The sequence below is a fragment of the Paenibacillus sp. YN15 genome (assembly GCF_003285005.1).
Classification (GTDB): domain Bacteria; phylum Bacillota; class Bacilli; order Paenibacillales; family NBRC-103111; genus Paenibacillus_AR.
Window position 1 is genome coordinate 86,856 of the sequence record NZ_QMFA01000024.1, and the last position, 14,454, is coordinate 101,309.

Consider the following 14,454-nt stretch of genomic DNA (forward strand, 5'->3'; position numbering starts at 1 on the left):
GATAATCCCCTCCTTGATTTGCCATCAGCCGCCACCCGTGGCGGGTTGGCGGCTGGAGCTTTTTTTCGGCTATCGCAAATCGCTTTACGTTCCGTTATCTTACAAAGTCAAAGCTGTGGGGCTCCACTTGGTCATCCAGCTGCTGGAGCAGCGTATTGACCACTGTGGTCAGCACGTGCAGAGCGCCTTGATAGCCCAGAATGGGGAAGCGGTGCAGGTGATGGCGGTCAAAGATCGGGAAGCCGATGCGGACCAGCGGAATGCCCGCCGCCTTGCAGTTTTGCTTCAGATGGGTGCTGCCGATGGCGAAGTCAACCGGGTCCGTGAAGAGCAGGGACCGCAGATGCCACAGGTCATGGCCCACATAAACCTTGGCGTCCAGACCGTGCGGCGAGGCCTTCAGAAGCCCGTAGGCTTCTTCCTCAAACTCCTTGTCTCCGTTGGAGCACAGAATATGCACCGGCTCAAGGCCGACGTCCAGACAGAAGGAGATGAGGCCCAAGAGAAGATCGGGATCGCCCACCAGCGCCACGCGCTTGTTGTGCAGGTACGGATGGGAGTCGGTCAGGGCATCCACCACTTGAGCGCGTTCCTTGACCAGCTCTTGCGGCACCGGCTTGCCGGTGATCCGGGAGATTTCCTTCAGGAGCTTGTCGGTGGCGGTAATGCCGATGGGCGAATAAACCGCGGAGGTCGGCTGCTTCCAGGACTCCTCAATATATTCACGGGTTTTCTTGGTGGAATACTTTTGCAGGGCCAGGGTAGCTTGTGCTCCGGGAGCCAGAGGAACATCCGCCAGCTTGGTGCCGCCGTAGTAATACTTGTAGTTGCCGTCCGCCGGGGAGTTCAGGCTGTCGCTGTGGTCGCCCAGGTAGGTGTACTCCACGCCGAACAGCTCCAAAATGCGCTTGATTTCCGCAAAATTCGCCGTATAGGTATCAAAACCCGCAATCAGGTTGAGCTTTTCGGTTTTGGGCGCATCAGCCGGACGAAGGTCGCCGTGGCGCTCCGTCAGGTAGCTGATAATCCCCTTGATCATATGGTCGTAGCCCAGGATATGGGAGCCTACGAAGCTGGGAGTATTGCAGTAGGCAACCGGGAAGTCCTCGGAGATGACGCCTTCCTTGCGGGCGTTGCCGATGAAGGCATTCAGGTCGTCGCCGATAACCTCGGCCATGCAGGTGGTATGAATGGCCACCATCTTGGGCTTGTAAAGAGCGGTAGCGTTTTGCAGACCCTCGATCAGGTTCTTCATGCCGCCGAATACGGCGCCATCCTCCGTCATGGAGGAGGAAACGGCAGGCACAGGCTCCTTGAAGTGGCGGGCCAGATGGCTGCGGAAGTAGGCAATGCAGCCTTGGGAGCCGTGGGAAAAGGGCAGCGTGCCTTCAAAGCCCAGCGCCCCCAGCACCGCACCCAGCGGCTGGCAGGCCTTGGCGGGGTTGATCACCGTTTCTTTGCGGGCGAAGTTGATTTCCTGGTATTCGGGAGTCTTCAGAAATTCTTCGATTTCCTTGGCTTGCTCGCGGGAGCAGGCTGCTTCAAACACTCTTTTCTTCTCGGCGGATTCCACATAGGGGGCCGTCTCAAACAATGTATTATGGTCTCTGTATTCGATCTCGTTATTTGCCATAGTTTTCCCCTCCTTTTCCTAAAATGGCGATTTCACAAGATTCCAGGCCGGGCTGTTAATGGCCATATCCATATCGCGGGCAAAGATCTTGAAGCCGTCGTAGCCATGGTACGGTCCGCTGTAATCCCATGAGTGCATTTGACGGAAGGGAATTCCCATCTTGTGGTACACATACTTTTCCTTAACGCCTGCGCCGACCAGGTCAGTGCCCAGTTTCTCAGCCAGTGCTTCCATTTCGTATGCGGTGGGATCATCATAAATGATGGTACCCTCCTGAACATCCTTGATCATCCGTTGGTAATCATCCTTGTGGCCAAACTCATAGCCGGTGCTGATGACCTCCATGCCCAGATCCTCGTAGGCTCCGATGGTATGGCCCGCGCGCAGACCGCCAACCATCAGCATCACCTTCTTGCCTTCCAGCTTGGGACGGTATTTCTCGATCACCTTATCGGCTTCAGCCTGATGCTTGGCGATGACACGCTCCGCATTTTCCTTGATGGTATCGTCGAAATGTGCGGCGATGGCGCGGAGGCTCTCGGCAATCTTCGTCGGTCCGAAGAAGTTGTATTCCATCCAGGGAATACCGTAGCGCTCTTCCATGGTCGTACAGATGTAGTTCATGGAACGGTAGCAGTGCAGGACGTTCAGCTTGGCTTTGTGGGAGATGGACAGCTCGTTCATGGTGCCGTCGCCCGCCCATTGGCCGATGACGCGGAGGCCGATTTCCTCCAGCAGAATCCGGGAGGCCCAGGTGTCGCCGCCGATGTTGTACTCGCCGATCATATTGATATCGTAAGGAGTGGTGTCCTCGAATTCGCCTTTGCCCAGCAGGTGGTCGCGCACCGCATCATTGGCGATATGGTGGCCCAGGGATTGGCTGACGCCCCGGAAGCCCTCGCAGCGCACCGGGATAACCGGCATGGCCAGCTCCTTGGCCATCTTCTTGCCTACAGCCTCAATATCATCGCCGATCAGACCAACCGGGCATTCGGATTGCACGGAAATGCCTTTGGCCAAGGGGAAAATATTGGTGATTTCCCGGCAGATGGTCTCCAGCTTCTTGTCGCCGCCGAATACAATGTCGCGCTCCTGGAAATCGCTGGTTACCTGGAGAACCCCGAATACGTCAACGCCTTGGGTTCCGTTGGCGTAGTTCCGGCGGGTGCCCCAGCTGTATTGGCCGCAGCCCACAGGACCGTGGCTGATGTGCACCATATCCTTGATGGGGCCCCATACCACACCCTTGGAGCCGGCATAGGAGCAGCCGCGGGCAGTCATTACGCCGGGGCGGGATTTGGTATTGGATTTCAATGCGCATTTGCCGGTTTCAATGGTTGGCGCTTCTGCAACTTCATAGTGTTTGGCGCGGTCTTTCGCTGTTTTTTCCGGAAATGCCTCAAGCACTTCCTGCACGATTTTCTTGCGCGTCTCCACGGTCAATTTGTCCATAGCTGTACTCATCAGTACGCCTCCCCTCTCGTATGCGGGAGCTGCCGGGGCAATCCGTTCTCCGCCGGGCTAAGCCCCGGGCTCCCATCGCTATTTATTGGCCGGCCGCTTCCTTCTCTTCCAGCTTCTTCAGAGCGGTTTCTTCATCCTCCACCACACCGAAGTCGATGAGGAGCTGCTCCAGTTCGTCCATTTCGATGGGGGTAGGGATGGTCATCATATCGTTGTACAGGATTTTCTCGGCCAGTTGCTTGTATTCGTTGGCTTGACCGTGGTTCGGGTTGTACTGGGTAACGGTCATTCTTCTCAGCTCGGCGTGCTGCACCACATTGTCGCGGGGCACGAAGTGGATCATTTGGGTATTGAGACGGCGGGCCAGCTCCATAATGAGCTCATCTTCGCGGTCGGTCTTGCGGGAGTTGCAGATCAGGCCGCCCAGACGGACGCCGCCGGTGCTTGCATATTTCAGGATACCGCGGGCAATGTTGTTGGCTGCGTACATAGCCATCATTTCACCGGAGCACACGATGTAGATTTCTTGAGCCTTGTTCTCGCGGATGGGCATTGCGAAACCGCCGCATACAACGTCGCCCAATACGTCGTAGGATACGAAGTCCATATCCTCGTAAGCGCCTTGCTCCTCCAGGAAGTTGATGGAGGTGATGATGCCGCGGCCTGCGCAGCCGACGCCCGGTTCCGGACCGCCGGACTCCACACACAGGATGTCGCCGAAGCCGGGAGCCACCACATCCTCCAGCTCCAGATCCTCCACGGTGCCGCGTTCGGCTGCCAGGTGGAGAACGGTTTGTTGCGCCTTGGTGTTCAGAATGAGGCGGGTGGAGTCTGCCTTGGGATCACAGCCGACAATCATGATCTTTTGTCCGAAGGTGGTAGCCAATTGGGCCAGGGTATTCTGGGAGGTGGTGGACTTGCCGATGCCGCCCTTACCATAGAATGCGATTTGTCTCAGTTTTTTTGCCATCATGTTCATCCTCCATTTTTTGAATATTCTGATTTTTATTAATAAAATAAGGCCTGATTCACTGGATTTCCTTGCGTTAGCTCACGATACGGTCATCGCACCGCCGCAGCCTCCGGCAAAATACTGGTGGAACTTGACACTTTCCAAAAGCAATTCGTCGATATCGCCTTTCCGGACCACGGTAGCAATCCCTTTCTCCTTCAGCCTGAGGCTTGGCGATTCCCCGATTCCCGAGCAGAGGAGAATTTCGCAATCGGCCAGCATAGTGGCCGTGTCGCCGAGAATCGTCCGTTTGCCGTCGGCATTGCTGCAGTCCGCCGTGCCGTTGCAATAGGCCTGAACCTTGCGGACGCCCAGAAGCTTGATGCTCTTGCCTGCCACTTCATAGATCAGGAACTCCTTGGCGTGGCCGAAGTGGACATTGACCTTGCCTCCGCCTCTGGTGGCCACCGCCACCCTGACTGACGGGGTTCCGGGTTTGTGAACCACAGCCGATTTGGATGAGCGCCTGGCCTCCAGCAGCTGATCCAGCTCCTTGAGCTTCTCCTCCCGCTGCTCCGGGGTATATACCCGCTTCACGGCGGTGCTGCGTTTACCCTTGTCCGCTACGCTGGTATCCTCCCCCAAGAGCCCCACCGCATCCGCTCTGCATTGCCTGCAATGCCGCATGATGGGCAGTACCTCGGCGCATTTCTCCTGCACCTCCAGCACCCTGAGCGGAGAAGGCTCCTTCATGCCGGCTTTCTCGTAGGGGCTGCCCGGTGATATAATAAGGGGCATGATATTGTGGGTGAAGGCTCCCAGCTCCTTGACCTTTTCCGCAACTGCCGGAAGATGGCCGTCATTGACGCCGGGGATCAGCACCGAGTTGATTTTGCAGCCGACTCCCCGCTCCGCCATGGCCTTGATGCCTTCCAGTTGGCGTTCGATAAGCAGCTTCGCCGCATCCTTGCCGCGGTAAATCTTTCCTTTGTCGGCCACCCAATCATAGATGTGCTGGCCAACCTCAGGGTCAACGGCATTGACGGTGACGGTCACATGGTTGATGCCCGCCGCCGCAATCTCATCGGCGAATTCCGCAAGCCGCAGGCCGTTGGTGCTGAGGCATAGGCTGAGTCCGGGAATCTGACCGTTCAGCAATCCGAAGGTTGTGAATGTGGCATCGGGATTAGCCAGGGGATCCCCCGGTCCGGCGATGCCGACGACCGTCAGCTGAGGCAGCGTCTGCAAAGTTTCCTCCACGCTTGCGCAAGCCTGCTCGGGGCTTAGCACCTTGCTGACTACACCAGGACGACTTTCGCTGACGCAATCGTATTTGCGGTTGCAGTACTTGCAACGGATGTTGCAGGCCGGCGCCACCGCCACGTGCATTCTGGCGAAATAATGATGTGCGTCTTCGTCATAGCAGGGATGACGAAAACCGATCGGTTCCATTCAACCACCTCCTTGTTTATGTTAGTTTTTCTAACACATAAGCTCTTGCTTGATTAATCACATCTTACTCCGGCTCTCCCCAAGGGTCAACGGTTTTCCCGCTAAAAAGCGGACTTGTAAAAAATCGGACATAATTTATGTTAGGTTATATAACATAAATGTGCCGTGAAGCCCTTTCATTATTTTCAAACGTTCGGGTTTTGCTGTTTTTCTCTACTGATATAGCTTCTCAATTAGATGTATACGCTTTAAAAAACGAACATTGATTTGGGATTGCGAGAAATAGTGCGAGTTGAAGACTGGAAAATGGGGCTTTTCAGGAAAGCCTTTTCAATTCGGAGAGGCGGTAATCCCGCTCATTGGACACTCTATTGCAGGATTTTTGCAGTTTTCGGCTCCGTTCATGTAACGTTATATAACATCATTGCAAGTGTCCATGTCGCCAACGCGGCCGGCCAGGCAGAGGAGCAGCAGATAGGGGAAGGGGACTTTCCGCTATTTCAGGCGGAAGCAAGCAAATCGCGCAATAACGGAAGGGTGTTTTCCGCTATCGCCTCCTTTTGCCACCCTTAACCCCCGCCTGCGGGACGATAGCGGAAAAGAGACTTCCGCTATCTGGGCCAGCATGGCCGCGCAACCCGAATAGCAGAAAAGATGCTTCCGCTATCCAGGCCGGTACCGCGGCGAAACCGAATAGCGGAAAGAATTTTCCGCTATTCCAGAGCCCGGCCCGGCTGCGGATGCGATAACGCGGGAACTGCCCCGCAGCAAATCGGCTCTGCCGATTGCGAGTTCTACCTAACCTAGTCCGGCTGTCAGCGCGGACCGGGTCATTTTCAAACAGAGGATGTGTGAAGGATATGGAGCGGCTGGGCCAGGAGTTTTTCTGTACAAATACGGTGGAGGTGGCCCAAAGCCTGATCGGCTGCATTCTGGCGCGGAGATTCGGGGAGGAAATAGCGGCGGCGGTGATTACGGAGACGGAAGCCTACCGGGGGGCGGATGATCCCGCCAGCCATGCCCACCGGGGCCAAACTCCCCGCAACCGGATCATGTTCGGGGAAGCGGGCAGGCTGTATGTTTATTTCAGCTACGGCATGCATCATTGCATGAATGTGGTGACAGAGGAGGAGGGGCAGCCGGGGGCTGTGCTGCTCCGGGCAGCCGTCCCGCTGCAGGGGCAAACCCACTTCCGCGCCAACCGCCCCAACGCGCCGGAAAAACAGTGGATGAACGGCCCGGGCAAGCTGACGGCCGCCTTCGGCATCAACTTAACTGCCAACGGCCTGGATCTGGCTGATCCGGGACAGGAGGAGCTAATGATCCTGCCGGGAGCCTCCCTGCCCTGGACCGCCACGCCGCGGATCGGCATCAGCAAAGGGGTGGAGCTGCCCTGGAGGTTTGCGGCCCTTCCCGCCGCAGCGGCAGACTTGGCCGCCGCCGGTCGGACTTTTCAATGAATGGCGTTCTCGAAGCGCTCAATCATCTGATTGGTGCCGATCAGCACCATAACATCCTTTTCATATACGCGGTCCTCCGCAGACGGCGACACAATCACCTCTCCAGGCCTGTTGATGGCCAAAATGGTGCAGCCGAACTTTTCCCTGGAATTCAGCTCCCGGAGGGTTTTGCCGGAGATTTTGGGCGGTACGGCCAGCTCGGCGATGGTGTAATGATTGGACAGCTCGATGTAATCCAGCAGGCTGCGCGAAGCCAATAGATGCGCCACCCGTACTCCCATGTCCCGCTCCGGAAAAATCACCCGCTCCACCCCGATCTTTTCCAGCACCCGCCCATGGAGATCGGACATGGCTTTGGCCACCACCTTCTTCACTCCTTGCTCCTTGCACAGAATGGCCGCCAGGATGCTGGCCTGGATATCCTCGCTGATGGCGATGACCACACAATCGAAGTTGCGGAGACCCAAGGATCTGAAGACCTCCTCATCGTTCCAGTCGGCCAGCACCGTATGGGTCAGTATGCCGCTCATGTCGTCCACATTGGCCTCCCGCTTATCGATGCCCAGCACCTCGTAGCCCAGGCTCATCAGCTCCTTGGCGAGACTGGAGCCAAACCGGCCCAAACCGATTACTGCATATTGCATTTTCTTCATAGTTATGCTCCTTATCCTGTTTCCCGGCAGTTGGAAACCGCCTGCTTGCTGTGATATGTTAAATAAAGCTCCTATTGAAGCGCCCCGAAGAAGCTGGCTTCGTAAGCATCAGCGGCAGAAACTTTTTTAAGCCCTTCAAGAATTTGGCCTTCGACTTAGCCGAAATTTATATTCAGATGAGAGAGGAACCCTCCCGTGATCCCTATCCAATGGAATAAAAAACTGATTATGCTTGCTGTTCTCGGAATTATTCTCTATTTTGGCTCCAACATTGCGCTCTCCGCGCTGAAGGGCAGTTCGGCGGAGGAAGGGCTGGGAACCCCGGCGGTGAAGCCGGAGCAAGCCGGCGAAGCCGCGCTGCAATACGCCGCAAGCCGCTTGAACCTGAAGGCGGAGCTGCCGGAGGCGGCGCTTCAGTCCGACAAATACGCCAGCGGCTTCATCACCAAGCATAACCTGAAGGAAGCCTATGAGCAAAATCTGGCGGAGTACATGCTCCTGGATTATTGGCTGGTGACCGCCAATCTACCCAACGGAGAGAAGCTCCGGCTGAAGGTAGGGCTGGATAAGCCGGAGGTGTTGGGTTGGGAGCTGCTTCCGGGACAGCCCCTGCAAGCAGCCTCCGCCAAAGGTCTGGCTCTGGCAACGGAGGCGTTGGCCCAAGCCGGCTACAATCCCCAGGATCTCCAACCCGACGACGACCCCGCCGCCTCTCAAAAGCGCGTCAGCTTCACCTTCATCTCCCAAACCCTGACGGCCGGCGACGCTCCTTTTGCCGTTACGGTGAAGGTCAGCGGCGACCGGGCAGTAGCGGTGAATCCCGGGCTGCAGCTGCCGCAAACCTATATGGACTGGATTGGAGAGCAAGAGCGGATTGTCCGCCTGACCTCCTTTGGCTTCCTCGGGTTCACGGCTGTGATGGGAATTGCCGCGCTGGTTCTGGCCATTGTGAACCGCAAACGGGTTACCTGGTCCAGAGGGCTGCTGCTCACCGGCATCTTCCTGGCGCTGTTCCTGATCCAGAACTTCAATGTGACCCAGGCGATGCTGATGGCGGAAACCACATCGTCAACCATGGAGGCCATCGCCTGGATAATTATGAACATCATTATTGCAGCGCTGGCCCTGCTGCTGGCCCTGGCCGTCTGGTTCAGCCTCCTGTCCGGCGAGGAGCAGCTCCGCCGCCTGAAGCTGCGGTTATGGCCGCGCTGGCGGGACCCTGAGTTCGGGCGGGATGTCTTTTATGGCATGGGCCGGGGCTACTTGATTTGCCTGTTCATTCTGGGCATCCAGCAGGCGGCTTTTCTGCTTGCGGGCCTGGCCTTCGATTCCTTCTCCATCAATGATCCCTCCCAATCCACCTGGAACATGAAATGGGCCGTGCTGTTCCCCGCTTCCGCCTGGGTGGCGGCGATTATGGAAGAGGCCATCTACCGGGTATTCGGCGTAACCGTATTGAAGCGCCTGTTCCGCTTCACCTTCCCCGCGGTGCTGGTCTCCAGCTTCATCTGGGGGCTGGGCCATACGGGCTACTCCATCTTCCCCAGCTATACCCGGCTGATGGAGGTAACCGTGCTGGGCATCATCTTCGGCTACGTATTTCTGCGCTACGGCTTTTTCACCGCCGTGTTCGCCCATGCCATCATGGACAGCCTGCTGATGTCCATCTATCTGATGGTGGAGCAGCCCTCGCTGCCCCACATCCTGGCCGGCATTTTCTATATCATCCTGCCGGTGCTGATCGGTTTCCTTATCCGTTATCTTCATCCGCGCTTTGGAGGTCCTCGGCAGCTGCATTCTCCGGAAGCGGGGGAGCCTCCTTATGGAGTCCCGCAAGGATAGTGCGGGCCAGCTTCTCCCCGATTCCCAGGGGCCGGAAATCCTCAATTCCGGCCTCTTTGATTTTTTTGAGGGAGCCAAAATGCTTCAATAATGCCTTGCGCCGCTTCTCGCCTACACCGGGGATAGCGTCCAACTGGGAGGCGATCATGGATTTGGCCCGGGTCTCCCGGTGGAAGGTAATGGCGAACCGGTGCACCTCATCCTGGATGCGCTGCAGCAGATAAAACTCCTGGCTGTCCCGCGGCAGGGGAATTACCTCGGGCGGGTCGCCGGCCATAAGCTGGGCGGTTTTGTGCTTGTTGTCCTTCACCAGCCCGCATACGGGAATATACAGGCCCAGCTCGTTCTCCAGCACATCCACGGCTGCGGCAATCTGCCCTCTGCCGCCGTCCACCACCACCAGATCAGGCGGCGTCAAATTCTCCTTCAGCACCCGCTCGTAGCGGCGGCGGATCACCTCGCGCATGGTTTCGTAGTCATCCGGCCCCTGAACGGTGCGCACCTTGTACTTGCGGTACTCCTTGCGGTCCGGCTTGCCGTCGGTAAACACCACCATGGCGGAGACGGGATCGGAGCCCTGGATATTGGAGTTGTCGAAGGCCTCGATCCTCCGCACGGCATCCGAGCCCAGCCAGCTGCCCAGGTTCTCCACGGCGCGGACAGTCCGCTCCTCCTCCCGCTCGATAAGCTTAAACTTCTCCTCCAGGGAGACGCGGGCATTGTCGCAGGCCATATCCACCATCTTCCGCTTGGGCCCTCTGCGGGGCACGTACACCTTTACCTTGAGCCAGCTTTCCAGCGACTGCTTCACATCCAGCTGCTCATCGGACGCCGCATCGGCAGGCTGCTCCGGCGCGTCACCCCCGGCGGTCTCATCCGCCTCCTGGGCCGGCAGGAAAATCTCCCGGGGCAAGGCGGGATTTTCGCTGTAATACTGCGTCACAAAGGTCAGGAAATCCTCATATGCCTCCCCGTAGTAAGGGAAAGCCGTAGCCCGGCGTTCGATCATTTTGCCCTGGCGCATGTACAGAATCTGCACGCACATCCAGCCCTTGTCCGTCCAATAGCCGAAGACATCCCGGTCCGTCAGGTCCATGGTGGTAATGGTCTGCTTCTGCATCACGGCGTCAATATTGGCAATATGGTCCCGCAGCTCCTTGGCCCGCTCAAAATTCAGCTCCTCCGCCGCCTCCAGCATCTTCTTCTCCAGCTCGTCGCGGATAGCCTCATGCCCGCCGTTTAAGAAACGGGCAATCTCCCCGGTCATCCGCTCGTACTCCCCCTCGGCCACCGGATACTCGCATGGGGCAATGCATTGTCCCAGATGATAATACAGGCACACCTTGTCGGGGAGCACCTTGCACTTGCGCAAGGGATACAGCCGGTCCAGCAGCTTCTTGGTCTCCTGGGCGGCGTAGGCATTGGGATACGGGCCGAAATATTTGGCCTTGTCCTTCAGCACCTTGCGGGTCACCTCCAGCCGCGGATGGGCTTCATGGGTGATTTTGATATAAGGGAAGGTCTTGTCATCCTTCAAAAGCACGTTGTAGCGGGGATGGTACTGCTTGATCAGATTGCATTCCAGAATCAGGGCTTCCATATTGTTCTTGGTGACAATATATTCAAAATCGGCAATTTCGCCTACCAGCTTCTGGGTCTTGATGTTGTGGCTGCCGGTGAAATACGACCGTACCCGGTTTTTCAGCACCTTGGCCTTGCCCACATAAATGATGGCGCCTTCGCTGTTTTTCATCAGATAGCAGCCGGGTTTGTCCGGCAAAAGAGCCAGCTTGTTGCGGATATGCATANCGGCAAAAGAGCCAGCTTGTTGCGGATATGCATATTCTCCATAATGGCTTTCTTCTCCCGGTTGTGAATGGTTCAATCCATCACAAGTATATCATTTGGAAGGGGGATGGAACAGACATTCGTTTCGTGAGAAAAACTTGTGAGAAAAACTCCTATCGGAGTATCTCGAAGATGAGCGACCGCGTTTAGCGGAAGTTTTTATCGCCAATCAGAATGTTTATCTTACGCGCTTTAGCGCTGTAAAGAACTTAAACATTCTGATGTGGTAAAAAAAGCGCTTCTCCCGGCAATAGGGATAGCGCTTATGTATGGAACTGCCGCTCTGCTAAGCCGCCGGCATTTTGAACCAGATAACGGCTTTCTGCAGCTCATCCGCCAAGAGGGACAAGGACTGGGCCGTTGCCGCCATTTCCTGGCTGGCTGCCGCCCCCTCCTCCGTCGCGGCGGAGATATTCTCTACCGCATGCAGCACATTGGCGCTTTGGGCCGCCTGCTCCTCGCTGGCTGCAGCGATTTCGGAAATTTTGGCGCCGGCGTCGTTCACCATCTTGGAGATATGATGGAAGGAGTTGCCCGACTGCTTCGAGAAATTGCCGCTCTCCTGCACCGTAGCCACACTCTGGCGGGTATTGTCCTGCATCACCCGGATAATGCCGGTGATCTGCTTGGTGGCTTCCCGGCTGCGTTCCGCCAGCTTGCGGACCTCATCGGCGACCACGGCAAACCCGCGCCCCTGATCCCCTGCCCTGGCCGCTTCGATGGCCGCATTCAAGGCCAGCAGGTTGGTCTGGTCGGCAATATCCTCAATCACGTCGAGAATTTCCCCGATTTTGTGGGAATCATCCTCCAGCTTGGCCATTTGGGTACTGACGGCCTCCATCGATGTCATGGACGACTGGATCACGTCCCTGCCCTCCATAGCCAAACGGATGGATTCCTCCGCCAATTCGGAGGTTTGCTCCGTATTCGCCGCCACGGAATGGATCGCCGCCGACAGCTCCTTAAACAGCTCGCTGATGCTTTGGGCCGCCTCCGCTTGATTGGCGCTGCCTCCGGCAATTTCCTCGCTGCTGGCGGAAATTTGCTGGGCGGAAGCCGCCACATTCTGGGCGTTGGCGAGAATGGCGGCGACAATTCCGCGCAAGCTCAGCACCATGCTGTCCACCGCCTGGGCCAATTGTCCGATTTCATCCTTGCTTTGGATATCGGAGGTGCGGCGGAGATCGCCCCCGGCCACATCGCCGACAATCACCATCACCTTCTTCAACGGGTTGGAAATGGCCCGGGAAATGATCAAGCCCAATAATCCGCTGAGGAACACTGCCCCGATAATCACGCCTATGGTCAAATTGCGGGAATCCGTGTACAGCTCCACCCCATCATTGCGGGCATGCTGCGCCTCGTTATTGTTGATCTGCCGGAGCCTGTCCAGCGAATCGAGCATTCTGGTCCGGACGGTCCCGATCTCTCCCCCGTCAATCATTTCGAGCATACGCTCCAGATTATTGTCGAGCCCTTCCTGAGCCGCCTTCAAGTAAATCGTCCTGTATTCAGCCAGCGCCTTCTCCAGCACCGGCAATTCGTCGGCGGAAGCGGCGGAAAGCTCCGTTTGCCTAAAGCGCTGCAGCCCCTTGTCCGCGTCATCCAACAGCTTTAGCGCCCCGTCTCTGACTCCGGCGCGCTCCTTCTCTGTCACCATATAAATTTTGCGCAGCTCATGCCTTGCCTCCTGGATGGCTCCGTCGATCTGCTCCAGGGATTGCACCGCCATCAGCTGGTTCATGTACATGTCATCCAGACTTTCATTGATTTTGCTCAAATTCATCAACCCGAACAACCCCACTACCGCGACAATAACCGCCAATACTGAAAAGGATGAAATCAGCTTTGTACCCGTCTTCATGTTAGCAAACCACATCATGTTTTTCACTCCTTGTTGTATCTGCAATGGTTTTTTAAGTCTCTAGGAGCATTTTATCCAGGTCTATGATGCCGACTAATTCGCCGGCGGCAATGCCGATTCCGGAAATACATGCCATGCTCCCGCTTCCGTATTGGGAGGGGGCTTCATGAATCTTGGAGAATACCACCACCTTGTCTACTTTGTCCACGACAATCCCCATTGGCTTATCGCGGTAATTCACCACAATGATGCGCGAGGCCTTGGTCGGCTCCACCTCTTCCATCAGAAAAAGGCTTCTCAGACTGATCACCGGAATGATCGCCCCGCGCAGATTAATCACTCCCTTCAAATATCCCGGCGAATTGGGTATGGAAGTAATGGTCTGCATACGAATAATTTCATGGATGCCCGATATCCGAATGGAGTAATTTTCCTCATGAATGCTGAACTGCACGTACTGCTCCTTCAGAACCGCCTGCATATGTCATCCCTCTTCACAAAAAGTAGTCCGTTTGCTCTCCCCGCCTTGGGGATAAATATCCCGGATGCAGCCAAGGATGCTGCTGAATTTAATCACAATAGCGGTATCGAACTGGGTTTCCACATGCTCCTGCAGTTCCTGAAGCGCCTCGTCGAAACTTTTGCGGTTATTGTAGGGCCGGTGGGATACCATGCTGTCAAAAGCGTCGGCCACAGCGCAAATCCGCGCATTCAGCGGGATTTCCTCCCCCTTCAAACCGGCGGGGTAACCGGTTCCATCCCAGCGTTCATGATGATGGCGGATAATGCCGAGAATGTCCTCGGATAAAGGAAGAAGGTTTGAGACCAACTCCGTCCCGATAATCGGGTGAAGCTTCATAATACGCCACTGGTCTTCCGTCAGACGTTTGTCGCTGTCGAGAATATCATTCGGCACCATCAGTTTGCCGATATCATGAAGAAGGCAGCCCAGCAGCAGCTTCTCCTGATCCTCTTGGCTAAACTTCAGAGTATGGGCCAACGCCTGGCCGATTCTCCCCACTCGGACGGAATGATGATAGTTTTCCGAATGTTTTCTTTTTAAGATAGCCAATAGGTTTGCCAAAGCATCATCCTGGTATTTCACACGGCTCTTCTTTCTGAAGTCCAATATTTTCCCGTTCATTGCCGCCTCCTGCGCCAAAGAAGTATTTATTATCCAGAAAATGTGATCACAGGGAAATACACAACCTTAAGCCATCCAAGTTTCTCCATCTTTTTATAGGACAATCGAAGGATGTCGTGCAATAATAGTTATACGACATCCA

At 56.1% G+C, this 14,454-nt stretch carries 11 protein-coding genes; 2 read left to right on the forward strand and 9 right to left on the reverse strand.

The annotated features are described in order from the left end of the window. Window positions 1–94 precede the first annotated feature (94 nt). The 4 genes from nifK to nifB form a co-directional block, all read right to left on the reverse strand. The gene (gene nifK / locus DQG13_RS18815) at window positions 95–1,633 is read right to left on the reverse strand and encodes a nitrogenase molybdenum-iron protein subunit beta (protein WP_113021326.1); all 1,539 of its coding nucleotides are present in this window, start codon (window positions 1,631–1,633) and stop codon (window positions 95–97) included. A gap of 18 nt (window positions 1,634–1,651) precedes the next feature. After that, the gene (nifD, locus tag DQG13_RS18820) at window positions 1,652–3,097 is read right to left on the reverse strand and encodes a nitrogenase molybdenum-iron protein alpha chain (protein ID WP_113021327.1); all 1,446 of its coding nucleotides are present in this window, start codon (window positions 3,095–3,097) and stop codon (window positions 1,652–1,654) included. Window positions 3,098–3,179: 82 nt separating this feature from the next. Continuing rightward, complete coding sequence (gene nifH, locus DQG13_RS18825) at window positions 3,180–4,070, reverse strand: nitrogenase iron protein (protein WP_181592838.1); 891 nt, start codon at window positions 4,068–4,070, stop codon at window positions 3,180–3,182. 78 nt (window positions 4,071–4,148) lie between these two features. Then, window positions 4,149–5,501 (reverse strand): nitrogenase cofactor biosynthesis protein NifB, encoded by a 1,353-nt coding sequence (nifB, locus tag DQG13_RS18830; RefSeq protein WP_113021328.1) that lies wholly within the window; start codon window positions 5,499–5,501, stop codon window positions 4,149–4,151. 860 nt (window positions 5,502–6,361) lie between these two features. Between nifB and DQG13_RS18840 the strand changes: the two genes are divergently transcribed. Next, on the forward strand, window positions 6,362–6,961 hold the full coding sequence (locus DQG13_RS18840; protein WP_113021330.1) for a DNA-3-methyladenine glycosylase: 600 nt from the start codon (window positions 6,362–6,364) through the stop codon (window positions 6,959–6,961). Here DQG13_RS18840 and DQG13_RS18845 read toward each other — a convergent pair. Continuing rightward, window positions 6,955–7,614, reverse strand: coding sequence for a potassium channel family protein (locus DQG13_RS18845; RefSeq protein WP_113021331.1), 660 nt, complete (start codon window positions 7,612–7,614; stop codon window positions 6,955–6,957). The two genes, DQG13_RS18840 and DQG13_RS18845, sit on opposite strands and share 7 nt — an antisense overlap. Before the next feature lie 195 nt (window positions 7,615–7,809). Between DQG13_RS18845 and DQG13_RS18850 the strand changes: the two genes are divergently transcribed. Continuing rightward, window positions 7,810–9,456: a CPBP family intramembrane glutamic endopeptidase gene (locus DQG13_RS18850; RefSeq protein WP_113021332.1), complete on the forward strand. Its 1,647-nt coding sequence runs from the start codon at window positions 7,810–7,812 to the stop codon at window positions 9,454–9,456. On the opposite strand, the gene uvrC is transcribed toward DQG13_RS18850, so the two are convergent. From uvrC to DQG13_RS18870, 4 genes are all read right to left on the reverse strand, one after another. Continuing rightward, window positions 9,365–11,263: an excinuclease ABC subunit UvrC gene (gene uvrC / locus DQG13_RS18855; protein WP_113021333.1), complete on the reverse strand. Its 1,899-nt coding sequence runs from the start codon at window positions 11,261–11,263 to the stop codon at window positions 9,365–9,367. The genes DQG13_RS18850 and uvrC overlap by 92 nt on opposite strands. A gap of 327 nt (window positions 11,264–11,590) precedes the next feature. Then, window positions 11,591–13,186 (reverse strand): methyl-accepting chemotaxis protein, encoded by a 1,596-nt coding sequence (locus tag DQG13_RS18860; RefSeq protein WP_113021334.1) that lies wholly within the window; start codon window positions 13,184–13,186, stop codon window positions 11,591–11,593. Window positions 13,187–13,220: 34 nt separating this feature from the next. After that, on the reverse strand, window positions 13,221–13,649 hold the full coding sequence (locus DQG13_RS18865) for a chemotaxis protein CheW (protein WP_113021335.1): 429 nt from the start codon (window positions 13,647–13,649) through the stop codon (window positions 13,221–13,223). A gap of 3 nt (window positions 13,650–13,652) precedes the next feature. Further along, window positions 13,653–14,312: an HD-GYP domain-containing protein gene (locus DQG13_RS18870; protein ID WP_258525756.1), complete on the reverse strand. Its 660-nt coding sequence runs from the start codon at window positions 14,310–14,312 to the stop codon at window positions 13,653–13,655. Window positions 14,313–14,454 lie beyond the last annotated feature (142 nt).